This window comes from Rhabdobacter roseus (assembly GCF_014202275.1).
GTDB classification, from domain to species: domain Bacteria; phylum Bacteroidota; class Bacteroidia; order Cytophagales; family Spirosomataceae; genus Rhabdobacter; species Rhabdobacter roseus.
Window position 1 is genome coordinate 186,739 of sequence record NZ_JACHGF010000003.1, and the last position, 26,086, is coordinate 212,824.

Genomic DNA, 26,086 nt, shown 5'->3' on the forward strand with positions numbered 1-26,086 from the left:
ACTAAAAACTGAGATTTACTCCCACCACAAAAGAACGGAGCGTGGGAAAGCCCACCCGGTCTGAGGAGCCACTCACTTCCGAAGCATACCCACTCTCGGGGTCCCAGCCGGTCCAGTTGGTAAACGTAGCCAGGTTTTTGCTGCTGACGTACACCCGCGCCGAGGCCAGCTGGTATCGGCTTAGCAATTCGCTTTTGAAGGTATAAGCCAAAGACACGTCCTGAATCCGGACAAAATCCCGGCTCTCGTAAAAACCGTGGTTGAGCGGGTTGCTGTACACCAGCGACGGGCGCACGTTGGACCGGTTCTCGGCGGTCCACCAGCCTACGTCGGCCAGGTTGATAGACCGCCCGGTGAAGTTTTTGGAAGGGTCCAGGAAAAAGCTGTTGTTACGCATCCAGCCCAGCAGCGAATTCACAAATACCGACAGCGAAAACCCGCCGTAATTGAAGGTATTGGTCACGCCCCAGCGGTACTTGGGCTGGCTTTGCCCGATGATGGTCCGGTCTTCGGCCGCCCGAACGACCCCGTCGCCGTTGAGGTCTCGCAGCCGCACAAAGCCAGGCTGGTAGCCCGCCGGGAGCTCGTCGCCCTCCTGGTAGATGCCATCCTGCACAAAATCGTAGAGCGCACCCAGCGGCTGCCCGATGAACCAGCGGTTGCCCAGGTCGTCGTCTTCGATGCCGTCGTTGTTGGCATCGTTTCCGTAGAGGCTCACGATCCGGTTGCGGTTGGTCGAAAAGACGAAGTCGCTGTTCCAGCTAAAGCGCGCCTGTTTCACATTGGCGGTATTGAGCGTGATTTCCAGGCCCTTGTTATTGGTAGCCCCTACGTTGGTCCGGATGGTAGGAAATCCCGTCATGGCGGGCAGGGCGCGGTCCAGCAACAGATCGCGCGTATCGAGGTTATATACTTCTACGGTACCTCCTACCCTACCCTGGAAGGTACTGAAATCCAGGGCCAGGTTGGCGGCGGTGGTTTTTTCCCATTGGAGATTGGCGTTGGCCATCGTCGACGGGAAAATCCCCGTGGTGGTGTGGCCACCGTCGCCGTAGACGTAGCGCGTGGTATTCATCTGGCTCAGCGACGAGTAGGGTGAAACGGCCTGGTTGCCCACTAGGCCGTAGGAAACCCGCATTTTGAGCAGATCCAGCCAGGAAACGTTCTGGAGAAAGGCTTCGTCGGAGGCAATCCAGGCCAGCGCCGCCGAGGGGAAAACGCCGTACTTATTGTTACGGCCAAACACCGACGTACCGTCCCGGCGGGCCGTGAGCGTGAGCAGGTAGCGCTCCATGAACCGGTAGTTGAGCCGGGCCATCGACGATACCCCCGCTTGCCGGTAGGCGTTGGACTGCGAGGTTTGGACCTGGGCCAAGGCGAGGTTGTTCCAGTTAAGTACATCGTTGAAAAAATTGCTCCCCGCCGCCTGGGTAGAGTTGAAGCTGAAGGCGTTGGCTCCGTAGAGAAGTGTTACGTCCAGGTGGTGGTTGTCGCCCAGGCGGGTGTCGTAGGTCAGGATGTTTTCCAGCACCCAGTCAAAATTCTCCTCGTTGTACTTGCTCCCGCTGCCCAGCCGGTTGAGCCCGTTTTGCTGGTAGACCGGCACAAAATTGTAGCGGTGGGCCCAGCGAAAATTCGGCGAGTAGTTCATGCGGTACCGCAGGCCCTTGAGGGGTAGTTCTACGATGGCGTATACGTTGGCAAACAGGTTGTTGTAGATTTCTTCATTCTGGTTGTTCATGGCGTCGAACAAGGGATGCAACACCAGGTTGTCGGTTTGCGGATAAGGAATCGGGTTCGTCCGGGCTTCATCGAAGTAGAGCGTGGCAAAGGGGCTTAGCTGCCCCGCCGTAGACGTATTGGCTTCAATGCCGCTCAGGTCGCGCTGGCTAAACTGCGAGGTAATCCCTACGTTCAGCCAGGAGGTTACTTTGGAGTCGACGTTGGAGCGCAGCGTGATGCGCTTGGCTTTATCGCCGTAGATCAGCCCCCGCTCGTCGGTGTAGCCCGCCGAGAGGTAGTAGGTCGAGCGGCCCGACTTAGCCCCGATGCTCAGCTCGTAGGATTGGATCGAGGCCCGTTGCGAAATTTCGTCCCAGGGATCAATCGTACGTCCGGCGCGGTAGTTCTCGACCTCCAGATCCTGAAGGTAGCTGGGTATCTGAGTCGGATCGGCCGTCTGGCCGTTTTGGGTACGAAAATCGAGGAATTTCTGCACGTAACGTTCGGGCGTCAGGAGCTGAATCTTGTGCGAGAAGTTCTGAACGCCGTAGAAGGTATTGAAGCGGATCGTGGGTTTTTCGGTTTGGCCCTGTTTGGTCGTGACCAGGATCACGCCGTTGGCCGCCCGCGAACCGTAGATGGCCGAAGCGCTGGCGTCCTTAAGTACCTCCACCGACTCGATGTCGTTGGGGCTAATGTCCGCCAGATTTCCGTTAAAAAACACGCCATCTACCACGATGAGCGGATCGTTGCTGGCCGTGATGGAGCGTAGCCCGCGGATGTGAATGCTCCCCCCCTGGCCGGGACGACCATTATCCGTAAACTGCACTCCGGCTACGGTACCCCGCAGGGCCTGCGTTACGTTGGTGTTGGGCAGGGTTTCGGTTCGTTTCATATCGACTTTAGCCACCGAGCCCGTCACGTTTCGTTTGGACTGCGTTCCGTACCCAACGACCACCACCTCTTCCAGCGCTTTGGTATCGGGTGCCAGGCGTACCTGCAGGGTAGTTTGGCCGCCTACTCTTACTTCCTGGGGCTGGTACCCCACAAAGCTAAAGACCAGCACGGCCTCGCCCGTAGGTACCTCGATCCGGAAACTACCATCGGTGTTGGTGGTAGTACCCCGACTGGTCCCTTTCACCAGAATATTGACACCCGGTAGGCCTTCCTGGCTCGTGGCGTCCAGCACCCGGCCGGTCACGGAAATATCTTCGGGCGCTTGAAGTACCTCTTTCGGGGCAACGGACGGCTCGTTTAGAAAGGCCGTTTTGCGACGCTTCAGCATGATTTGCCCGTTGACCACCTGGTAGTCGATACTCAGCGGCTTCAGCAACCGGTCCAGCACCGAAGCCAACGGTTCGTTTTCGGCCACGATCTGAACCGGCTCCTTCACCGGAATCAGGCTTCGGCTGTACGCAAACCGTACCTTGGCCTTACTCTCTAGGGTACTTAGGGCTTGCTCAAGGGGTACCTGAGCCACCTGAATAGAGATTCGTTGGTGGAGAATATCCTGCCCCTCGCTTTCCCGGGAGTAAGCGACGGCGGTGATAAAACCGATCAAGAGAATCTGCTGGAAGGATAATCGCATAAAAATGTACCAATACGATTTCTTGTTCTTTACAAAGAATTGCATAGCTTTGGGTTTAGTAAGTTTTGATAAAAGAAGCCCTGCATCACCGCCAGGTGATGTACTTATAGCGTGGCTTCCGATCCGATCAGGAGTGCCGCAATCACTCCTGATTTTTTTAGAAGGCTGTTTCTGGGCGCGCGTGTGTTTTTGGCATAGGCAAAGGGGTTAAGGGTTTTTCAGGTATATTTCTGGATCAGCAACCTACTTACTCCGGGCACCCGGCTCCGTAGAAGGTGATGACTTCGCCTTCCATTTCGTAAGACGCCTCCACCATCTGGGTGGCCATTTCCAGGATTTCGGGTAAGCGCTGCTGATCAAACGTGGCCTTGATCCGGCAGTGCGCCAGCTGCGGGTTGTTCAGGACAATCCGTAAGCCAAATTGCTTTTCTAATTTCCGCACTACTTCTTCCAGGGTAGCATCTTCAAAGCGCAGCGACACCGGCTGCCAGGAAGCAGTTTTTTCTAAGTGATCAGGTACCTTGAGCTGGGTCAGCTGGCCGCTACTGGCATCAAACCGCGCCTGCTCCCGCGGCAGCAACTGCACCGAACGGCTACTACCCAGGCCATCAGGCGCCGATACCGACACCTTCCCCGTCACGACCGACACCTCGTACTGTTGGGTTTGGGCGTTGGCCTGCACGTTGAAACTCGTCCCCAGTACGGTGGTCAGCACCGAGCCGCTCCGTACCCGAAACGGACGGGAAGGGTCGGGCGTCACGTCAAAGAACGCTTCGCCTTCGAGGATAATCTCCCGGGCATCGGGCGTAGGTACCCGTGCGTACTCAATACCAGCTCCCGGCTGCAACCACACGTTGCTCCCATCCGGTAGGCTATGACGCAGCACTTTTTTCAGGTTATTTTCCACCCGAATCGTTCCGCTTACCTGCTCGGCCGGAGGGGTACTTTGCTGCTGGTGCAGCCAGTAGCGGTACCCACCCAGTACGCCCACCAGAAGTACCACGGCCGCGGCGATTTGGCGAAGCCCCAGCCATCTACGTTTCGTCTCTGACCCGAGAGGCCTTTCGATGGTTGACGCGGCATCGGTCCGTTGATTTTCCAAAGCGGCCTTGATCTTGGCCAGGTGCGCGGGCTGGTCAAAGGTACTTTCCTCGGCGGGGTCAGTGCCCGCCTCCCACTGAAGGTACCACTCCTCTACGATGCTCCTTTCTTCGGGCGTACATGTCCCGTCCAGATAACGCGTCAGCAGTTCGTAAGAGATAGGTCCTTTTTTCATCCGAATGATAATATGAAGATTCCGTTAGTTCAAGCTTGCAGGAATAAGACGCAGGCCCCGCTCACTACCCTAGCGGTCATACCTTTTTTTTGAAAAAGTAGTAATATAAGGGTAACCGCTGCTTTTATTTGCGCATGAACACACGATTCCAGGATACCGACGATAAAGCCTTGTGGCAAAGAATCAGCGCCGAAGAGGACGCCCTGGCTTTTGCGGAGCTACACCGGCGCTATGCCGCCAAGCTCTACGCGTTAGCGTATCGGAAACTGGGCGAGCGAACCGCCGCCGAGGACATCGTGCAGGATTTGTTTGTGTACTTCTGGACCCACCGACAGGCCATCGTGATCGAAAAAGAAGTACCGGTGTACCTTTTTACTTCCCTGCGCAACCGGATCATTTCCAGCCTACGCAAAAAGATGGCCCCCAAAGCCGTCTCACTCGACGACCTCCCGGCCCAGTCGCTGCTGGCGCACTCGGCTAACCCGGTTCAGGATTGGATTCAGCACCAGGAACTCCAGGCCCTCTACGAGCGGGAACTAAGTACCCTACCCGAAAAAAGCCGACAGGCGTTTGAGCTCAGCCGCAGCGGCCTCACCAACCGCGAGACCGCCGAGCTGCTCCAGATCACCGAAAAAACCGTAGAATTTCACATCAGCAAGGTACTTCGTATCCTGCGCGAAAAGGTAAAGTACCTCGTGCTGCTGGGTGGTTTTTTGTCTCCTTGAGTCGTTCCTTTTCCACTTTTCTAGCAACAACCGCTGCCGGGTATGCAGGCATCATCCGGTGTGAACCCGTCCAGCGCCATGCCCGCCAGCAGCTCTTGCGACGTAGCCGACCGGACGCTATGGAGCCTAAGCTGACAGTGGAGTGTTTGCGCCAGGAGTTGTTCCCAAGGGGAGCGTTGGGCCGCGGAGGCTTCGTCATGAGGTACTTGATCGGGCGTTAGGGCTACCTCCACTTCGTCACCCTCCGACCGGCCGATGAGGCTGGCTTCCAGGGCGGGAAGCAGCGTACCTGCGCCCAGCACGATCCGTTCGGGCGCAAAGCCCTGGGTGGAGAAAAGTACTTCGCCCTGCGCGTTCTGCACGGTCAGGTGCAGCTCTACCATTTTTCCTAGTTTGGCTTGCATGTTCTGTCACGTTTAAAGGGTGATTGTAAGTACCTGATTGGTTTGAAGGACCAGGCCTTCTGGCCAATGCAAACGCACGGAGGTACCTTCCTGCTGTACCTGAACGGGTACCTTCTTCCGGCCCCGCCGGGTCGTAGCCACCGTGACCGGGCGGTCGTCGAGTAGTTCCAGACGCAGCGTACGTAAGCTCAACGTGCCGTAGCGAACTTCCAGGGTGTGGGTTTGCCCGGCGGTCGTTTTCGCTTGCGCGTAGCTACCCCAGCCCGTAGCAGCCGTAAAGGGCGCGCGGAAGTCGGCCGCCGACCAGCGGGGCGCAAAGGCCATTTCGCCCTTGGGGCCGTGGTACGCAAAGCCACAGGCCATCAGGAAAGTACCGTAACTGGCCAGGGCGCGGGCGTAGTGGTCGCTGCACTCAATCTCGTTGAAGGGATTACGCTTGGCCGCGTGGTAGCGGTCGTGGATGGAGCGGGTCAGTACCAGCGCTTCGTCCAGCAAGCCTTCGGCCATCAGGTGGGAGGCTACCTGGTGTTCAAAGCCGCTCATGCACTCGTGAAAGTACCCCAGCTGCCAGGTTACATCCTCGCCGTAGGGCCGGGCTTCGTTTTTGGGATTGGTGTTCATGATCATGCCGCCGTCACCAGCCAGGGCGTAGGGCCGCCCGCCCTTGTGCTCGCTAATGTAGGGGCCTACGTCGGGCGTAAAATTGTACTTCCAAAGTGACCGTAGCGCCGACACGGTTTTTTCCTGGTCCAGGATGCGCCCCAGCCCTACCTGAAAGGCCCAGCTCTGCCCGTATACCTGGTCAATGTGGGAGGTATTGTAGGATCCCAGCCTTTTCCGGCCTTTCTCGGGGTCGGGCCGGTGGATGAAATACTCGCCGTTGAAGAGGTGCGTTTCCATGTTGCGGCGGCCCTTCTCGACGTAGCTGCGGCAGCGCTCGGCAAAGGCCGCGTCGCCCAAATCTTCCCCCATGGCCTGTCCGGCGCGCACAGCCGCGATGCACAAGCCCACGATCCAGGCTATTTCGCCGTCCCAGACCGCATCCAGGGTGTTTTCCAGGGGCGTATCCTGCATACCGTCCTGGTTGCGGTCGAGCTGGATGAGGTACTCCAGGGCTTTTTTTACTTTATCCCAATTGCGCCGCAAAAACTGGTCGTCGGCCGACATCTGGTGCTCACGGTAGATCCGCAGGATGGTTCCCGCCTGCCCATCCACGGCGGGCCGTTTATCGGCCTCGGCCCGGAAGGCTATTTTCCCGTCGCTTTCCGTAAAGCCCACCCCCAGATCCACCCGTTCGCGGGTGTCGCGCTCGAGCGCCGGAAAAATCCTGCCTACCCCCTGGGCGTACTGCCACACGTGCGTGCAGGTACCGGGGCAGCAGCCTACGCCCTCCCAGGCGTAAAACCGCCCCGACGCCAGGCGGTGGCAGGTGGTCGTAGCCAGGGTAGAAAGATTCACAAACGTACGCTCCTGAAACCACCACGGCAACGTAGTGTCGTCGTACCAGGTTTGTTTCCAGCGGTGGCTCAGGCCGGCCAGTTTTTTAAAATGTTGCTGAATATACTGGGCTACTTCGCGGGCGGAGCCAAAATCATTGGCATAAAACCGGCCGGTGTCCTTGATTGGCTTGAACGAAAGGTTGGGAAAGTACCAGCTCAGCACGGCCTGCGTGTCGGCCTGCTGGCCCGGCCGGAGCCGGTAGCTCGTCCGGACGGCCCCCACGGCGGCTTCGGAGAGGTTGCGTACCGTGGGGGCTGTAGCCTTGGCCGTGAAGGAGTCGGCCGTGACGGGCAGCGCCAGGTCGGTAAGTACCTCCGCCTTACGCCCCAAAAAAGCCAGGCAGAAGTTGCCGTAGTCCGGCTGCTGGGTCAGCGCCTCCGAAGTACCCGCCTGGGTACGAGCTTCTTCCACCACGGCCCGGAAGCCCCGTGCTTCGTAGGCAGCGTTGATCCGCTGGTGGGTCGCTTCCTGGCCCGAGTACAGCGCGGCCTTGTTTTCGAGCCAGCCCAGCAGCGTCACCTGCACGGTACTCTCGGAAGTATTGGTTACGGAAAAAGAAAAAATCGTAGCCGGTAGGCCGGAATTGGCTTCATCGAGCGGAATGAAGGGCGAGTACGCCTCCAGCCGCACCGCCACCGGCAGCGCCGGGTCGGTATAGTGGAGAGTGGCGATGGGGTAAGTCGCTTCAAAGGCAATCTCGGCCCAGTCATCGGCCCGAAACTGCCGAACGACGGATTTTCCGTCGTAGTCGAGCCGGATGGCAAAACCCTGCTCCAACGGACGAATGTCGCGGGCGGGCTCCACGTAGGCCGACCCGTCGCGCGAGCGTACTTTTTGTTGTCCGAGGTAGATTTCTTTGGGATTAATCCCCTCCTGATTTTGGTTAAAAATATCCCAGAGCCACAGCCGCCCGTCGCCGCCGAGGTACACCGTGCCGGTATGAATACCGCCGACGGGCATGCCTATAAACTGTAGCTCGTTTTTGCTCTTGTAGTAAGTCGTGACGGCCCCGCGCTCGTACAGGGATTTCACCCAGGCCGGGTCCAGCTTTTTATCCACCGGCACCTGATCCACCCGCCAGTCTTCCGGCCGGAACGGCCCGGCCACCACCGGGAGCCGGTAGCTGAAAAGGCCCGTAGCCAGCAGTCCGGTCGTTTTCAGGAAGTCACGTCTTTTTACCCGCTGCGGGTCGGAAGCATCGGAAGTTGTATTCATGGAAAATGCGTTAACGCGTTTTTTATACCAAAAAAAGAAAAAACCTGGTCCAGCCAGACCGCCAAAGTACCTCTGAAAGTCCCAGGTACCCCTTCTTACTTCGAAGCTTCAAACGTCCAGTTCCCGCCAGGTACCTCAAAGGCCACGTGGTGTTGAGCCGCCGAAGCCGCCGCTGGGACGGAGGTTCTTTTGAGGTACTTTCCTTGGCGCCATACCACTTTTTTATTCAACCGAATCTCCGAAAACCCGTGATCCGGAATACCTACCAGGGCCGTCGTGCCGGTAGGTACTTCCACGTCCAGCGTGAATTTCCGGGCCTGGTTCACAAAGGTACTTTTGATGGTTCCTTTCACCGACGCCACCGTCTGACTGGCTCGCGCGACGGGCCCCGGCTGGGGCATCACCTGAAAGGTACCGTAGCCCGGCTCCAGGGGCGCAATCCCGCACAGGTACTGTGACAAAATGGTAAGTCCGCCCCCGCTCCAGGCGTGGTTGACGGTGCCGCCGCCGTAGCCTTCGGCCCCGATGCCCCAGCCCTCAAAGAGCGTGGTGTAGTCGGGATGATTGACCATGTAGCCGAAGCGTTTCTGCATGCGTTGCAGGGCGTAGGTTTCCTGGCGCATCAGGAACAGCGCCTCCAGCACGTACTTTTCCATGTACGGACTGGCGTGTTCTTCCTGCTGAAGTACCTTGAAAAGGGCCGGGTACTTGTCTTCGTCGGCCAGGCCCGCCACCACGGCCAGCGCCTGGCAGCGGTCGTCGGTTTCGCCTTTATAGTCGGGGTGGCGGTAGGCGGTGCCGTTCCAATACTGTTTGTTAAAGGCCTGCTTGATTTCGGCCATGCGCTTTTGGTAGGCGTCCGCGTCGGCGGATTTGTCCAGCAGCAGCGCCATGTTTCGGGCTCCCTTGAGGGCCAATTGGTACAACGTATTGAAAAGTACCCTCCGGTCAATGTTCTCGCCCCAGTCGCCCCAGGTCCAGTCGCCCTGACGGAAGGCCACCGTGCCGTCGGCATTGGCCGGCCACAGGTGCAGGTACTTTTTTACGCCCTCGTACAGATCGGCCATCGGCTGGCGGTCGCCGGTATGAAGGTAGTAGTTCCAGAAGCCGTAGTAGCCCACGCTGCTGAGCATCTGGCCGGGTAGTTCTTTGGACCAGTTGCCCGCCGGAATGGGCGAAAACAGCGAGCTATCGGCCCGTTGCCAGCCGATAAGCTCGTACATACCCTTTTTGTGCAGGGCGTGACTCTTAGGGCAAAGCGCGTAAAACGCCTCCCCGGATTCGTTGACTTCGTCGCCCCACCACTGGGCCCGCTCGCGGTCGGGGCAGTCCATGTAGGTATCGCGCATGGTGACGTAGAGCGTCCGCCGGGATTTTTCCCAAAGCTTATTCAAAAACGGATCGCTGCTTGTAAAGCTACCGGCGAAGTCGGTGTCGTAGCCCGTCTCGCGGTACTTGACGCCGTGTACGGTGACGTTTTTGGGTACTACGTAAAGTACCTTGTGGCCGTTGAGCCAGCCGTAGCTCTCGTACTGCTGCCGCCCGGCGCGGGTTACGTACTCGGCCCGCAGGTTCACGGTTCCACCGCCGAGGTAGTTGTCGGTCAGGAGGGTGACAAGTACCCCGCCGGGAGCTTCCACGTCCAGGTAGGGCGTGATATGAATATTGGCGGGCAGGTCGCACACCAGCGTGTCGGCCGTCGGGCCGGGCACCCGCCGGGTACTGACGTACTCCTTCAGGCCAGAGTCTTTCCAGAACGGCATGGGCCGCCGCACCAGCCGATTCCAGGGGGCCGTGGGCGGGCGTCCCAGTTCCTGCGCCGCCCCAAACCCCGGCGTGGGCGCGCCCGGTACCTGCCAGGTACCCAGATCCTGGCGGGCATCGAAGCGCAGGTGCGACTCGGCCAGGCGGAAGTTGGGCAGCGGCGACGGGGCTAGCTCATAGGCCGGATGGACCCGGGCTTTCCATCTGCGGTCGCTGAGGATGGGTAGTTCCGGCGTAAGGCATTCAAACAAAAAACCCGCACTGCCGCTGCTCTTGTGCGAGAAGCCCTCCTTGCCAAAGTACCAGGTCAGCACCGCCAGGGTGTTGTCCCCGGCTTGCAGGTAAGGGGCCAGATCTACCTCATCGTAATAGGTGTCCTGGGGCGTGGGGCCGCGCTTGAGCCCGCCTTCAAAAACCACCAGCGTGCCGTTCACCCAGAGCCAGTACTTGGTGTCGGCGGCGATCCGGGCCGTAGCCTGCGCGGGCTTGGCGGTCAGCTTCACGTCTTTACGGAAGCACTGCCAGGTACTGGTGGCATTCTGGTTTTGGTTGGCCATGATCCACTGCGCCCGCCAGGGGCGATCGTTTGCGGAAGGCTGAGCGTGGGTAGCCGTCAGGGCCAAAAGGAGCAACAGGGTACTTGCAAAAAGGTACTTTATGAACTGCATTCCGTGTTTTTTTTGGTAAGAAAAGAAATTCCATTCCTGCTGGACACCGGCTCATCAGTAAGGCCGATCTTTGGGATGCCAGGGGTACCCCCAGCGCTGCAAATACACTTCGCCCGGCTGAAAATCGTCGTTGGTGGCGCGCAGCATTTTTTGTAACTCTTTATCCAAAGCCCGCTGGGTTTTCAGGGTACTGGGCTGATCACAAAGGTTACGCTGCTGGTAGGGATCTTTTTCATTATCGTAGAGCAACCAGGGGCCCTGCCGATCGCGCACGTAGGTGTAGCGGGTGGTGCGCAGGCCCCGGTACTCTTTGCCACCCGCCGCATAGTTCCACTGGTGGAAAGGCACCGGGCACAGCAGCAGGGCTCCTTCCAGGGGTTTGAATTTCTTTTTCCCGGATACATACGGCACAAAGTCTTTTCCTTCGACGGAGGCAGGTACCTCTACCTTCGCCAACGACAGCAGCGTGGGCATGATGTCGGGTACGCCGAAAGGTGCCTCAAGCGTACGTGCTTCCCGGCCCAGCGCCCGGGGGTACTTGAGCAAAAACGGAATCCTGATGGACTCGTCCCAGGGTTTTTGTTTGTTGATTTCGCCCTGCGAATAGATCATGTCGCCGTGGTCGGAGGTGAAGACGAAGATGGTGTTGTCTTCCACGCCCGTCTTGCGCAGGGCCGCCTGTAGCTCACCCACGCAGCGGTCGAGGGCAGTCATGTGGGCGTAGTACCCTTTCAGGGCCCGCTGGGCTTCTACCCGCAGCGAGTCGGGTACGTTGGGGCGCAGCGCAATCTCCACGTCGGCGTAGAGCTGGCGGTACTCTTTGGGAGCGGTTTGGTAGGGATCGTGCGGCGGGCCGTAGGACACCACCAGCAAAAACGGGTTGGCGGCGTTCTGCTCAATGTACTCCACGGCCGTTTTGGTTTGGTCGAAGGCGTCGTAGCCCTTCCACAAAAACCGCACGTTAGCCTCGTTGAAGTAGGGCGAGCGGTTGTAGTCGTGGGTACATTCGAAGACCTTCCAGAAATCAAACCCCTGCCGCCGCTCCGCCGGAATGGGACTGTTGCGGCTTTCGTGGAAAGTACTGTCCAGGCTGCCGTTGAGGTGCCACTTGCCGATGTAGCCCGTTTGGTAGCCCGCTGCCTTGCACACGTCGCCCAGCGTGATGGCCTCGGTAGGCAGGGGGCGGTCGTTGTAAAAGACGCCGTGCCGCAGCGGGTACTGCCCCGTGAGCAGCGACGCCCGCGCGGGCGCACAAACCGACAAATTGGAAACCGCCAGGCGGAAATTGACCGACTCCGCCGCCAGCGAGTCCAGCTGCGGGGTACGTACCTGCCGGTTGCCCGCGTAGCCTACGTCCTGCGCCCGCCACTGGTCCGTCAGCACGATCACGATGTTGGGCCGCCGGGGCTCGGCGGAGCGGGGTTCTTTCATTTGCCACGCCCCGAGCATCAGCACGGGAACCAGCAGAAGGTAGCTTCCAATGGCCTTGGGCAGGCTATTTCTGCGGAGCAACTCTTTTGAAAATTGTACTTTCATTCCATGAAAAATTAGTAAGAATCTTGGGCTTAAATTGCAGCTATCGGCAGACGGTAAGCGCGTACCAAGGGCTTTTTTAATCCTTCTTCGCCGCAGGTGTAATCCGAGATGACCAAAGTACCCTCGTCGGCCTGAGCCCAGCCACTGTAGCCGCTATCGCTGGCTATGTAGCTGGCGTTTTTTTCCAGCATGATGAAGTTATCCCGGCGAAATTGATCGGGGTACTTACCCGAGCGAGCTTCCCAGCTCCACCGAACCGCATGGTCCCTCCGGTTACGAACGTGCACTCGAGCGGTTTTCCAAATGCTGTGGGAGCGGTTTCTAAAGTACCCATTCTCCGGAAATCGTTGGGCTAAATCCGGGTTAGGCGTGGCGCCCCGCCGGTTTCCAAAACGGACATAACGCGTAAATAGCCCTTCCAAAGGCTCATCCAGTTTTAACTGCCCATTGACAAAAACCCGGATGCGTTGGTTTTCATTGATGATCCGGTAGGTATGAAACTCGGTCGTATCCCAATCAAAACCTAGTTCAGGCCGATCGGCTAAGGAAACACGCCTGGGCTCAAATCGAATCCAGGCTCCCACGCTCAGATTACAGCCGTGCGTATCGGCCTCTTTTACAGCCAGGGTCACCTCCATTTCACAGGCCGAGTCGTCATCCTCCATGGGGTAGAGTTGGTACTCCACGCCCTGATCGGTCCCCTCGCCCGTTCGGATGTGCAACCCATCGGTTTTCAAGAGGCAGTTTTCTTCGCGCCAAATGAAGTTATTGGGTTCATAGGCAAAGGTACTCGTGGGGTCAAAAGTCCAGGCCAAGGTACCTGGCGTGGCGTGCGAGGAATTTCGAAAGGTAGCGAAAACAGCGTCCGTCGTGTGGGCTTTGTGCCTCAAAGTACCCAGGCACGGACGCTGCGCATAACAGGGCGCAAGCAGGGGTTTGCCCCAGGTTTTGCCGAAGTCTTCACTGAAAACCATCCGGCTGGGTTGTCCAAAAGCCGAGCCCCCATCCCCCACGCGCGATAGCGCCAGCAGCTTGCCCGGAGCAAACTCTACCACGCCCACCTCGCAATCACCGATAAAAGGGTCATCAAAGAGGCGGACGGTTCGTTTCCAGGAACGGCCTCCGTCGTCAGAAAAGACGAGGGTACTCCGGTAGTAAGTAGTTCCCCAAGGCAGCGCCGGATTCTTCTTGAGCGTGGTCTCGGCAGAATCCGTACGGGTATAGAGTAGTGTGCCGTTGGAAAGTGCGGTAATGTAAGACGGCTCCCCTCCTACCTGATCAATACACCGAAGCGGCTGCCAGCTCTTTCCGTGATCCGTGCTTTCGAGGAGCCAGTTGCTCATGCCACGGTCGGGCTTTTGCCAGTTGCTAAGCATAGGCCAGTCGAAAGGGGTCTTTTTCTTTCCCTGATCGACAATGATGACCAGTCGGCCATCAGGTAGTTTACTCAACTGGGGCGATACCCAATTGGCCGCATCCTGCTCAAAAGAAGACGTTGCCAAAATACGGTGATCTTCCCAGGTACGCCCCCCATCCCTCGATCGCGCCGCGCATACATTGCTCCAGGACGCCAGGTGGTGGTCGGAGCTACGGTATACGCACAGCAGTCCTTCGGGCGTAGAAACTACCCCCGTTGAATGGTAATACACGGAAGGCTGATCTGCTACGGTGAATCGCTGTCCGGAGGCCAGTATCCTCATGCCGTTGAGTCCCGTACGAGGCAACGACGGCGCTTTTCCGGAGGCGGGCCGGACGGCTCCCCCAAGTATGCCCGCCCCCGCTACCGCCGTACTTACTTTGATAAAATCTCTCCGGGAAAATACCATGGTTTATAAAAAGAAGCTAATCGAATCTCTTGTTACTCCTCCCAGCTATCGGTACGGAAGGAGGAAGCGGGCAGGCCTTCTACGTTGTACAAATCCCCCACGACCCAGTCTTTGAAGGCGTACCGAACCGCCACCGGCTGGGGTACTTTATCGCTCTTGACCATGATCCCGTCGGCGTTGACGGTGGCTTCGGCGGGATAAAACACGCGGTCGGCCCCCGCTATTTCAAAGGCAGAGAAGGGCTTTCCGAAGGATGTAAGGCCGTTTTCGGCGTAGTCGAACAGCAGCTGAATGCGGTCGCCCTGTACGCGCATGTCACGGTAGGCGGGCCCCGAAAACGCCAGCCCTTTCCAGCCGTAGGTTTGCGTCAGGGCCCAGTAGGCCAGGCGCTGGCTCAGCACCGATTTGTCGGCCGGATGGATCAGCCTTTCTTCGCCCACGTCCAGGCTCACGGCCATGCCCGTCTGCGGAATGGTGCGCATGGCTTTCAGCTGCGCTTCGCGTAGGTAGGCCGACAGGTGTCGCCCGTTGGGGTAGGTATAGGGAGCCAGCTGCACGAAATAAAAGGGTAGTTCGCCCCGCCCCCAGCGGGCGCGCCAGTCTTTGATCATGGCCGCCATCTTGTCGGTATACTGGGCGTACCCGGCGCAGTTGGCCTCGCCCTGGTACCAAATAAAGCCCCGGATGCCGTAGTGGAGCAGCGGCTGAATCATGCCGTTGTAGAGTACGCCCGGGTTGCTGGGTTTGATGGCCGAGGTGTCGCTGGCCGGAATGATTTTCACCTCCGGAAAAGTACCTAAACTCCCTACGCTCATCCAGGCTTCGATGGGCGTGCCGCCCCAGGAGGTATGAATCATCCCGACGGGTACCTGCAAACTTTGCTGCAGTAGCCGCGCGTACTGGTAGCCCAGGGCGCTGAAATTCTGCGCGCTGGCGGCGGTAGATACCTCCCACTGCCCCCGGCAGGTATCCTGCGGCGTACGAATGGCGTTTCGGGCTACCGTAAAGAGCCGCAGCTGCGGATTGTTGGCTTCCAGCAGCTGGGTGTTGGAGTTTTTGATGGGTTGGTTTTTAAAACCCTTCATGGGCATGCTCATGTTCGACTGCCCAGAGCACACCCACACTTCACCGATGAGGATGTCGGTCAGGGTGCGTTTCTCGCCGTCGCTGAGGCTTATTTCGTAGGGACCGCCCGCGGCGGGCGTTTTGACGAGTACTTTCCAGGTACCTTCGGGCGTCGATTTGACGCTGTACTTTTGGTTGTTCCAGGAGGTAATGACGGTGACGGGGGTACTTGCTTTGGCCTTGCCCCACAGCGCCACTTCCGACTGCTGCTGCAATACCATGTGGTCGCCGACGAGGGCGGGCAGGGTGATTTTTCCGAACGACGAATACGCGTAGAAAAGGAAAAGCAGGGCCGGGAAAAGTTGTTTTTTGGACATACTATTTTCAGTTAAAAGGTTAGGTAGCGATAAGAGAACCGACTGGAGTTGTTTTACTTAACGGTATAGACTCCCTCTTCAAAAATCACCCTTACCTACTTTGTCTCTATCTCCCGAGGTTGCTCACTCCGCTATGCTAAACACAAAGCTGTGCTTTCCTTTCAGGGCTTTCCCTTTGGCGCGCATCGTGGTGCGATACACTTTCTCGCCCCAGCTGCGGGCCAGCAGGCCGTCTTCCACCGCTTTTTCTTCCTGAACCAGCTCAAAGGCCGCCGGGTCGTATTTGAACAGAATGGTCCGCTGGGTACCCTCAGCCACCAGCCGAAGTACCCCTGCTTTGACCGCCTGCGCGGGCTGGGCGGTCATGAAATGGATTTGGAACGGCTCCTTCCAGGCTTTGAGCTCGTACGCTTCGTTCAGCGCCAAGGTACCTTCGGTGGGTTTGAAGACCAGCTCCCGCTGCCAGCGCGCTACCTCCGCTTCGGGCGGGTAGGCTCCGGCCAGGTCCAGGGAAAGTACCTGCTGATTCTTTTTCGTGCTAAATGAAGTACCCCTGGCGGCAAAGTTGCGCCCGTTTTTCTGCGGTACGCCGTTGATGGTGGGGCAGTTGTGCCAGGCCGACTGGAAGTTCCAGATTTTCCAACGGTCGTTGTTGAAGGTTTCCTTGCGGTAGGTACTTGGGCCCAGGTCGATCAGGAACGGCTGGCCGTCCAGGTACAGCACGAAGTTGCCCACGTCGTTGTGGTTGTGGCTCTCGCCGTTGTGCCCGCCTTTGGCCCCCACAAAAAGACTTTTGGCGTCGCCCGCCCGCTGGCGCAGCGAAAGTACCTGCAGGTCGGGTAGCCAGTTTTGCGGTAGCAGCGGGGCGTGGGGCCGGATCTGCCGCAGCGCCGCCTCGGCTTCTACGTTATCCACGAAGGAATTCATGGTTTCGCGGCTGGCAAAGCCCGCCCGCCAGAGGTTGGACAGCGGGTAGCAGTAGGCCGCAAACTGGAGCAGCTGCTCGTCGTTGAAAAGCTGGCCGTAGTGGTAGATCTTGGCCGGATCGGGGGCAATAAAGGGCGTGGCGTCAGCAAAGTTGACAAACCGGCGGCCGTCGATCTGCATTTTGTGGATGTAGGTACCGATGTGATGCAGGAGCTCGTTTTTAGAGAAATCAAGCCTTCGGTTCGACACCTCCGTCAGGATGGTGAGGTAATCGCCCAGGCCGCCGCCCGCCATCGACCAGTAGCCCGGCCCTTCGTCGCAGCCGCCGTCTTCGGGGTAGTGGTTGATGAACAAATCAATGGTTCGCATACTTTTGTCCAGTACCTTCCGTTGCCGCTCGGCGTCGTTTTCCACGATCAGCGTCGTGATCAACGTATTTTTGTTGCAGAATACGTTCCAGTTGTTGGGCCGCTGCCGTTTCACAAAGCCCATCCACCAGAAGTCGTCGCGCTCGATGTAGGGCGTAATGACGCGGCTTTGCAGCTCGTCGTCGAGGCGGCTCAGCAGCAGGGGCGACACGCCGGAGAGCTCCTCGGGCAGCAGCAGGCGCGTCCAGGCCAGCAGGGCGGCGGTCTCGCTCACAAAGAGGTCAATCACGGGCTCGTTGTGAGCGAGACCGCCGCCCTGCTGGAGCAGGTTCAGGGTAGCGGGCACCGCCCAGGAGGTTTCTTCCAGCATGAGCCAGAGGCCGTCGGCGATCTCGGGCAAGTACCTCCCTTTACGCTCCACCAACTCCCCGATCACCAGCAGCGTGAGCTTATTACGCCGGCCAAAGTACCGGCTTTCGTACTGGTTGCGGTCGCCGGTTTGGGTGTAGAGCAGGTACTTGGAAAGCGTCAGCACCGGCCATTCGCGTTGCAGGGCTTCGTCGGCCCGGCCCAGCAGGATCTGCTTGACGCTGTCGGGTAGTTGGGCAATGTTTTTTATAAGGGACGTGCGCTTTTGTTCGCGCCAGGTACCTACGTCAAAGATATCGCCCGAGGTACTTTTCTGCTGGTACTCGCCGTACACGATGTTTCGCTCCGGCACCGACTGCGCCCCCACGGGCGGCCCCGCGAGCCGGATCAGGAGTAACACAGCAAGGGTGAGAAGGTACTTTGTTTTTTCAGGTACCATTAAAAATCCTTTCCTTAGTTTAGGCTAAAAATCAATTGACAAACAACTCGTCCACGAACACCCAGGCCCGCTCGCCCCGGCGCGAATGCCAGGGGGGTAGTTTGCCCACGGGCTTGGCTACGACTTTAATATACTGAACCGTGGTGGGGTCAAACTTGCACTCAAAAGCCAGCCCCCGCACGCTCCGGGTTTCGAGCGTGGGCATGGTAGGCTGCAAAGTACCCAGTACCTTCAGTTGCTTTTCGTTAGGGCCACCCCACACCTCAATTTGCTCGGGCGGAAAAATGGAATTGCTGACCTGCCGCAGGGTACTTAGGGTAATGCTGCTGACCGCCGTGGGTTTTTCAAAATGCAGCCCCAGCACCATGGGTTCGTTGAGGTAGCCCAGCCATTGACCACTTTTATAGGAAGCTTCGCTCTTGACGCTGTCCATCAGGGTGGCGCTTCCCTGCGCCGGGTACTGCGGGTCGGGTTTGGTGATCAGCTGCAGACGCTGCGGCCTGAGCGCCGACTGAAAAAAGAAGTACTCGGCCTGGTCGCTGCCGTACCAACCCTCCTTAAATACCCGCGCTTTTAGCTGGGTATTTTTGGCAATGGTAATGCCCGGCTTGTACACCGGCGACGACACGCTGTCGGGCTCGGAGCCGTCGGTGGTGTAGCGAATCACCGTGCCCCGGATGGCGTGCTTCAGGCGCAGCGGCACCGGACCGCTGATGATCTGCTCCTCGTTTTCGATGACCGGCGGCGTGAGCTTCAGCCGCACCGTGTCGCTCCTAAAGCCGCTCTCCCAGTGAAGGCTCGTCAGCTGTTTTTTGAGTTGGTCAAATTCCGTCGGCGGTATGTCGGTATCGGCGGCGTAGACCGTCCGTAGCGCCGGAAAGGTACTTAGCGGCCGCAGCTGCGCCGCCGTGACTTTGGTGCCCGTGAGCGAGAGCGTTTTGAGCCGGGGTACTTTTTTCAATTCCGTGAGGGTACTTCCCGTGATGGGCGTAAAGTTCAGGATCAGCCGCTCCAGGTTGGGAAACTGCGCCAGGCTTTTGACGTCTTCGTCTTTCAGCGGCATGGTACTTAGGTCCATCGCCACCACCTGCTCCCGAATGGGCTTCAGAGCCGTGATGTCCTGGGCCGAAAAACCCGCCGGATTGTAAAAATTGACCACCAACGCGGGCGAACCCGCAAAGAGGGGCGTAATGACACGGTAGTTGGAGGTGAGCTCCCGGAGGGTACTTTCGTCGGCTACCGGAAAGTCGTAGGACGTGCCGGAGGTACCTTGCAGCCGGGCGGCGGCGTAGGCATAGAGCGGGTCGGTAGTGGGTAGTTCATGCACTTTCATGGTAAAACTCGCCCCCCGCCGAATCCAACTTTCCAGCATCAGCACTTCCGCCTCGGTGAGCTGCACTTTGCCCTTGGGCGGCATGTGTTTCTTATCGTCCAGCGGCAAATGGACCCGCCGGAGCAGCAACCCCAGATCGGCCTGGGTGGTATCCCAAAGTACCCCGTTTTTGCCGCCTTGGGTCAGGAGCTCCGCCGTTTCCATCACGAGCTCGCCCTTGGCTTTTTGGGTACTGTGGCACGAAATGCATTTTTCTTCCAGCACGGGCTGCACCAGGTGCGTAAAAACGACGGCATCGGCCAGCGCCACCGACGGCTCTGAGCCAGACCGAAGCGGCGCAAGCACAAAATCGGCTCCGTGGGTAATGTTGCCCCCGAGGTGCCCCGTATACAGCAGTAGCCCCACCAGCCCAGCGGAAGCCAGCCGGGCCGGTACCCGCTGCGAGCGAAAGTGATTTCGAAAATGGTAGGCCGTCAGGCTCAGGAAAGAAGTACCGGCCCCGGTCCATTTGTGCCAAAATAACGCGCTGGCTTCGTAGCCTTCTTCCTGCGCCAATAGCAAGCCCACCAGGGCCGTAAGGGCAGCGGTGAAAGCGCCCAGGAGCAGGAGCTGGTCGGCCAGTTGCCGGTAAAAAGGCTCCTGGTCCTGGCGGGGGCCCACGAGTATCCACCCGGCGTACAGTACCAGCACCACGATCGGGAAATGAAGCAGCAGCGGGTGCATACGCCCGGCCACCTGCAACCAGGCCGGAATGACCAACCGGCTCTCCATCACGAGCAGAAACAGCAGTAGGCCGTTCAGGAAAAAGGTACTGTTATAAACGAAACTTCGAAAACGAGGCATGAGGGTTTTTACGTAACTACGCTAAAATCAGGCAATGATATCGTGAACTACCTTTCCGGCTACGTCGGTGAGGCGGTAGCGACGGCCCTGGTGCTTGAAGGTCAGGCGCTCGTGATCCAGGCCCAGCAAGTGCAGGATCGTGGCGTGAAAGTCGTTGACGTGGACCGGATTCCGCGTGATGTTGTAGCCAAAGTCGTCGGTTTCGCCGTAAACGGTTCCGGGTTTGACGCCTCCGCCCGCCATCCAGACCGTAAAGCAGCGCGGGTGGTGATCACGGCCGTAGTTTTCGCGGGTGAGGGCACCCTGGCAGTAGTTGGTTCGGCCAAACTCCCCGCCCCAGATCACCAGCGTTTCGTCGAGCAGGCCGCGCTGCTTCAAGTCGGTGATAAGCGCCGCCGAAGCCTGGTCTACGTCCTGGCACTGGCCGCGGATTTCGGCGGGTAGGTTGCCGTGGCCGTCCCAGCCCTGGTGGTAGAGCTGCACGAAGCGAACGCCTTTTTCGGACAGCTTGCGCGCCAGCAGGCAGTTGGCGGCGAAAGTACCCGGATTGAGGCAGTCGGCCCCGTACATCTTCACGGTACTTTCGGGCTCGCGGCTGGTGTCCGTTACTTCGGGCACGGCGGTTTGCATCCGGTAGGCCATTTCGTACTGCTGGATTTTGGCCGTAATCTCCGGGTCGCCGAATTCCTCGTAGGTACTTTGGTTGAGCTCGGCCAGCTTGTCCAGCATCTTGCGCCGCTCGGTCCGGTCGAGACCGTCGGGGTCATTGAGGTACAGCACCGGGTTTTCGCCGCTGCTAAACTGCACGCCCTGGTGTACCGAGTCCAGAAACCCGTTGGTCCAGAGCTTGGAATACACTCCCTGGCCGTTGCCCTTGCCGCGCGACAGCAGCACGCAGTAGGCTGGTAGGTTTTTGTTTTCGCTGCCCAAGCCGTAGCTCAGCCAGGCACCCATGCTGGGGCGGTTGCCCACCTGCGCGCCGGTTTGGAAAAAAGTCAGGGCCGGGTCGTGGTTGATGGCCTCGGTATGCAACGATTTGACCACGCAGAGGTCATCGACCACCCGGGCCGTGTGCGGCAAAAGCTCACTAAACCAGGCACCCGACTGGCCGTACTGTTTGAAATTAAAGATAGAACCCGCCAGCGGAAAACGGGCCTGGTTGGAGGTCATACCCGTAAGCCGCTGCCCGTCCCGAATGGAAGCAGGCAGGTCTTCGCCGTGCATTTTATTCAGCATGGGCTTGTAATCAAAGAGGTCCAGCTGCGAAGGCGCGCCGTTCTGAAACAAGTAGATAACCCGCTTGGCCCGGGGGGCAAAATGCGCCACGCCGCGCATGAATTCGGCTTCATCGTCCTCGCTGCCCATTCCTTTAAAAAGATCAGGTACCAGCAAAGAACCCAGCGCCACACTGCCCAAACCCAGACTGAGCTTGGATAAAAACCGGCGGCGGTTTTGATTCAGACCATAATCAAAAATCGGCTTTTCCATATCGGTTACGATTTAGTGATGGTTTCTTCCATGTTGTAAAGGGTAGTCACGACCTGCATCAGCGCGGCCAGCGCGTTTTGGTCAGGTACCTGGGCGGACGGGTACTCCCCCACGCTCAGGATTTGCTGCGCGTTCAGCTTCTTCTGCCGGAATAGCTCGCGTTGCTCCTTGAAATAGTCTTCCAGGATGGTGAGCTCGCGCTCGGTCGGGCTACGGCACACGATCCGGCGGAAAGCCTGCCGGATTTTGTCTTGCTCCGACAACGACGCCTCCGTCATGAGCTGCTGGGCCAGTACCCGCGAGGCCTCCAGTACGGTGGGGTCGTTCATCATGACCAAGGCCTGTAGGGGCGTGTTGGTGGGCAGGCGCTTCACTTCGCACTGGTCGCGGTTGCTGGCGTCGAAGATGATCATCGACGGCGGCGGCACGGTCAGCTTAATGAAGGTATACATCCCCCGGCGGTAAAGGCTTTCCTGGTGGTCTTGCTTGTAGGCTTTAAGTTCTCCCCGGCCCGACGTAGCCGACTCCCACAAGCCCTTGGGCTGGTAGGGCTTCACGCTCGGCCCACCGATGGTAGGTACCAGCAGCCCGCTGCTCGACAGCACCAGATCCCGCACAAACTCGGCGGGCAAACGGTAGCGCGGGCCACGCGCCAGGTAGGTATTCTCCGGGTCGGCGGCCAGTTTACCCGGATCGATGCGCGCAGACTGCCGGTAGGTGGCCGACAGCACGACCTGCTTCACGAGTCGCTTCATGTCCCAGCCGTGCTCCATGAAGTCGACGGCCAGCCAGTCGAGCAGCTCCGGGTGTGAAGGCAGATCGCCTTGCATCCCGAAATCACCACTGGATTTGACCAGCCCTTTTCCAAAAAATTCCTGCCACAATTGATTAACAAATACCCGCGCCGTGAGCGGATTCTCGCGACTGGTAGTCCAGGTAGCCAGGCCCAGGCGGTTGCGGGGGTACTTGGTGGTATCGAAGGGCATCACGGCTGGTAGCGGGGCGGCGCTCACTTCGCGGGAGGGCGCGTCGTACACGCCGCGGTCCAGGATGTAGGTTTTGCGCAACGTATCGCGCTCCTCCATCACCGACACGAACAGGTCGCTGGTGTCTTTCTTGTTGATGAAGCGCAGCAGGGTTTTTGCCTCCTCATCCGAGATTTTCAAAACGGGCGTTTTGGCGGGTTTGGAAGTACCTACGTCGCCCTCGTAGCCTTTCTCAGTGGTGTTGTTGAAGAAAGCATACAGCCGGTAGTAATCTTCCTGCGACACGGGGTCGTACTTGTGGTCGTGGCACTGCGCACATTCTACCGTCAGGCCCAGAATACCCTTGCTGTAGGTTTTGGTTTTGTCCAGGGTGTACTCAACGCGGTACTCCTCCGGAATCACGCCCCCCTCCTCGGTGTACTTGTGGTTACGGAAAAAACCCGTAGCTAACATTTTTTCCGTTCGCGACGAGCCGTCACCCTCCGGCAGCAGGTCACCGGCCATTTGCCAGGTCAGGAACTGGTCGTAGGGTAGGTTGCGGTTGAAGGCATGAATGACCCAGTCGCGCCAGGGCCACTGCGTCCGGATGTTATCGTCCTGGTAGCCGTAGGAGTCGGCGTAGCGGGCTACGTCCAGCCAATGAACGGCCATTTTCTCGCCGTAGGCCGGACTTTTCAGGAGTTCGTCCACCACTTTTTCGTAGGCTTTTTCGCTTTGATCGGCCAGGAAGCGATCCATCAGGTCCAGGCTGGGCGGCAGCCCCGTCAGATCCAGGGCCACGCGTTTGAGCAAATGCTCCCGGCTGGCTTCTTCGTTCGGCTCCAGGCCCTGCTCGTCGAGCTTGGCCCCAATGAAGTAATCGATTTCGTTCTTCGCCCAGGCGGGATTAGATAGCTCGGGGAGTGGGGCTTTTTTAGGTACTTCAAAAGCCCAGTGTTTTTCGTACTTGGCTCCCTGCTCGATCCACTTTTTTACCACCGCGACCTCCTGCTCGTTGAGCAGCCCCAGGTGCGACTCCGGCGTGGGCATTTGGTAGGCGGGGTCGGTGGAGGTAATGCGCTTGTAGACTTCCGACGCTTCGGGCTTGCCTGGTACCAGTGCAAAGGCCCCCTTGGTTTCTTTCAGCGGCGCGTAGGCGGCGGTGGCTTCGTCCAGGCGCAGGCCCGCTTCGCGCTTGTTGGCATCGGGCCCGTGGCAGGCAAAGCACTTGTCCGACAGTATGGGACGCACGTGAAAATTGTAGCTGACCGTCTCGGGTACTTTCGTTTTTTGAAGTGCCCCTTTCTTCTGAAAGCAGGACGCCGCAATCACGATCGCCAATCCCAAAAAAGTACCCCATCCCGTTAATTTCCTTTTCATACCTCTGCGCTTTTTTAAAATACCTTGATTCGTAGCGGGTTAGTACCTCAACGTACGTTATCCCCGATCATTGTTCATTTGCTTTGAACACCAGGCTGTGTTTTCCCTTCAGGTTTTTTTGTTTGGTCCGTAGCGTCAGCCGGTACACCTGCTCGCCCCAGGCTTTGCTGAGCAGCGTATCGTCAAGTACCTTGGTCTCGCTTTGTACCGAAAATACCTTGGGGTCGTAGTGCAGGAAAAGTACCTTGGTGCTGTTTTGGCTCACGAGCCTGACCACCCCCTCCTTCACTACCTGGGTAGGTTGAGCCGTAATAAAATTTAAATCAACGGGTTGCTTCCACTCCTGAAGTATATACTCTTCCTCCAAGGCAACGGACCCGCGTTTGGGATCAAAAATAAATTCCCGTTTCCAGCGGTTCACCTGCGCCTCCTCCGGATAAGTACCCGCCAGATCCATCGAGAAATGCATCCGGCCGTTCTTGCGGGTGTAGGTCGTTTCTTTGGCGGCAAATTTGCGGCCGTTCTTTTGCGGCACGCCGTTGATCAAGGGGCAGTTGTGCCAGATCGACTGAAAATTCCAAATGTTCCAGCGTTCGTCGGTGAAGGTTTCTCGGCGGTAAGTAGCCGGGCCCAGGTCAATCACGACGGGGTCACCGTCGAGGTAGAGCACGAAGTTGCCCACGTCGTTGTGGTTGTGGCTCTCGCCGTTGTGCCCGCCTTTGGCTCCCAGAAACAAGCCCTTAGCACTACCCTCTTGTTGCCGTAGCGCCAGTACCTGTAAATCGGGTAGCCAGCTTTCCTGCCTCAGCGGTGCCTTGGGCTCCAGCGCCCGCAGTTCACTTTCTACCTGGAGATTATTAAAAAAGGAAGTCATTTCTCGGTTCAGGTAGCCGTTGCTCAAACCGGGTGTAATGCTGCGACAATAGGCCGCAAATTGCTTGAGCTTCTCATCGTTAAACAGCCGCCCATAAGCATATACCCGCGCCGGATCGGGTACGTGGAAAGGCCCGGCGTCGGCAAAGTTGACCACGCGGTTGCTATCTACGTGCATTTTATAAATGTAGGACCCAATCCGGTGAATGAGCTCGTTCTTCGAGAAATCCAGCCGCTGATCCGAAACTGCCGTGAGCAGCTCCATGTACTGACCCAGCGCACCACCGGCCACCGCCCAGTAGGTGGGACCTTCGTCGCAGCCGCCGTCTTCGGGGTAGTCGTTAAGGAAGAAGTCGGTACTTTTAATATTCTTTTCAATGAGCGGGCGGCGCCGGGTTTCGTCGTTCAGTGCCAGTACGGTCGTCACCAACACGTTGGAGTTGATCCAGACGTTCCAGTTGTTGACCCGGCGGCCCGAGAAGCCCATCCACCAAAAATCGTCGCGCTCCAGGTAGGGTGTAAAGATGCGCCGATCAAGCTCGTGAAGTACCTTTTTGGGCAGGATGGGCGATACCTTCGTGAGCTCCTCTTGCAGCAGAAAGTACGCCCAAGCCACCGTCGCGGCGGTTTCGGCGGTTGTTAAGTCAATGATTGGCTCGGTAGGATCGGGCAGGCCGTACCCCTCTTTCTGGATGTACAGAAAAGCCGGAAACGACCAGGTACTTTCTTCCAGCGTCAGCCACAGGCCGTTGGCGATTTCGGGCAGGTAGGTACCTTGCTGCTCCACCAGCTCGCCCAGCACCAGGTTGATCAGCTTCCGGCGGCGCTGCCATACTTGCCCCTCGTAGTTGCTGCGGTTGCCGTTTTCGGTAAACTCCAGAAAGCTCGTCATGGGCAAGACGTTCCACTCCTTGCCCAGCGCTTCCTGCGCCTGACTCACCAGCTTCGCCCGTACTTCCGGCGACAAAGCCGCCAGCTTTTGCTTTACTGATTCCTTTTTGGTTTTTCGCCAGCCTTCTACGTCCAGCACGGGGGTCGTTTGGCTTTGCCGCTGGTACTCCTGGTAGAGGTAGTTGCGGTGGCTACGATTTGTCGCCGCTACCTGCCCGAAGGTACCTATACAGGTACCTAAAAGACAAATAATAAAAAGCGTGGCAAACGAATGGGTACTTTTATAAGGGTTAAATTGCATCATTTTTTTGATAGCACTCTACCAAGGGTAACAAGCTCGGCTCAAGCGTTATGTAGTTACTTAGGGACTTGAATTATTTACGAACTGAATTGGACTAGGATTCAAAAGCCTTTCCTGGGTCCTTTTGCATTCCCGGCCATTATTTTCTGTAAAGACTCTGGCAAAAGGTCAACACCCTAGTAAAGCCTTGGAAGCCGTTTGAAGTAATGCTGTGACTCCAAGTACCTTCTTACCCATAGACAA

General features: G+C 58.1%; 14 protein-coding genes. 1 reads left to right on the forward strand and 13 read right to left on the reverse strand.

Annotated features, from left to right (window positions below):
• Position 1: 1 nt before the first annotated feature.
• Both HNQ92_RS10770 and HNQ92_RS10775 read right to left on the reverse strand, forming a co-directional pair.
• On the reverse strand, positions 2-3,355 hold the full coding sequence (locus tag HNQ92_RS10770) for a TonB-dependent receptor (protein ID WP_246439982.1): 3,354 nt from the start codon (positions 3,353-3,355) through the stop codon (positions 2-4).
• Between the two features lie 202 nt (positions 3,356-3,557).
• Positions 3,558-4,586 (reverse strand): FecR family protein, encoded by a 1,029-nt coding sequence (locus tag HNQ92_RS10775; RefSeq protein ID WP_184174032.1) that lies wholly within the window; start codon positions 4,584-4,586, stop codon positions 3,558-3,560.
• A gap of 134 nt (positions 4,587-4,720) precedes the next feature.
• Between HNQ92_RS10775 and HNQ92_RS10780 the strand changes: the two genes are divergently transcribed.
• A complete protein-coding gene (locus HNQ92_RS10780) occupies positions 4,721-5,311 on the forward strand; it encodes an RNA polymerase sigma-70 factor (protein WP_184174033.1) in 591 nt (196 codons plus the stop codon).
• A 20-nt stretch (positions 5,312-5,331) separates the two neighbouring features.
• Here the strand turns inward: HNQ92_RS10780 and HNQ92_RS10785 are convergent, their stop codons facing one another.
• From HNQ92_RS10785 to HNQ92_RS10835, 11 genes are all read right to left on the reverse strand, one after another.
• On the reverse strand, positions 5,332-5,715 hold the full coding sequence (locus HNQ92_RS10785) for an FKBP-type peptidyl-prolyl cis-trans isomerase (RefSeq protein ID WP_184174034.1): 384 nt from the start codon (positions 5,713-5,715) through the stop codon (positions 5,332-5,334).
• A gap of 12 nt (positions 5,716-5,727) precedes the next feature.
• The gene (locus tag HNQ92_RS10790; protein WP_184174035.1) at positions 5,728-8,430 is read right to left on the reverse strand and encodes a GH116 family glycosyl-hydrolase; all 2,703 of its coding nucleotides are present in this window, start codon (positions 8,428-8,430) and stop codon (positions 5,728-5,730) included.
• Between the two features lie 95 nt (positions 8,431-8,525).
• The gene (locus tag HNQ92_RS10795) at positions 8,526-10,862 is read right to left on the reverse strand and encodes an alpha-L-rhamnosidase-related protein (protein ID WP_184174036.1); all 2,337 of its coding nucleotides are present in this window, start codon (positions 10,860-10,862) and stop codon (positions 8,526-8,528) included.
• A gap of 54 nt (positions 10,863-10,916) precedes the next feature.
• Entirely contained in the window at positions 10,917-12,398 is a 1,482-nt protein-coding gene (locus HNQ92_RS10800) for a sulfatase family protein (RefSeq protein ID WP_246439984.1), read from the reverse strand.
• A 29-nt stretch (positions 12,399-12,427) separates the two neighbouring features.
• Positions 12,428-14,224, reverse strand: coding sequence for an exo-alpha-sialidase (locus HNQ92_RS10805; protein WP_184174626.1), 1,797 nt, complete (start codon positions 14,222-14,224; stop codon positions 12,428-12,430).
• A gap of 32 nt (positions 14,225-14,256) precedes the next feature.
• The gene (locus HNQ92_RS10810) at positions 14,257-15,666 is read right to left on the reverse strand and encodes a sialate O-acetylesterase (protein ID WP_184174037.1); all 1,410 of its coding nucleotides are present in this window, start codon (positions 15,664-15,666) and stop codon (positions 14,257-14,259) included.
• 123 nt (positions 15,667-15,789) lie between these two features.
• Positions 15,790-17,730: a heparinase II/III domain-containing protein gene (locus HNQ92_RS10815; RefSeq protein WP_184174038.1), complete on the reverse strand. Its 1,941-nt coding sequence runs from the start codon at positions 17,728-17,730 to the stop codon at positions 15,790-15,792.
• Positions 17,731-17,800: 70 nt separating this feature from the next.
• Positions 17,801-19,945, reverse strand: a complete 2,145-nt coding sequence (locus HNQ92_RS10820) for an FN3 associated domain-containing protein (protein ID WP_184174039.1) — start codon at positions 19,943-19,945, stop codon at positions 17,801-17,803.
• A gap of 27 nt (positions 19,946-19,972) precedes the next feature.
• Positions 19,973-21,433: a DUF1501 domain-containing protein gene (locus HNQ92_RS10825; protein WP_184174040.1), complete on the reverse strand. Its 1,461-nt coding sequence runs from the start codon at positions 21,431-21,433 to the stop codon at positions 19,973-19,975.
• Between the two features lie 5 nt (positions 21,434-21,438).
• Positions 21,439-23,778, reverse strand: coding sequence for a PSD1 and planctomycete cytochrome C domain-containing protein (locus HNQ92_RS10830; RefSeq protein ID WP_184174041.1), 2,340 nt, complete (start codon positions 23,776-23,778; stop codon positions 21,439-21,441).
• A gap of 67 nt (positions 23,779-23,845) precedes the next feature.
• On the reverse strand, positions 23,846-25,846 hold the full coding sequence (locus HNQ92_RS10835; protein WP_184174042.1) for a heparinase II/III domain-containing protein: 2,001 nt from the start codon (positions 25,844-25,846) through the stop codon (positions 23,846-23,848).
• Positions 25,847-26,086: the final 240 nt, after the last annotated feature.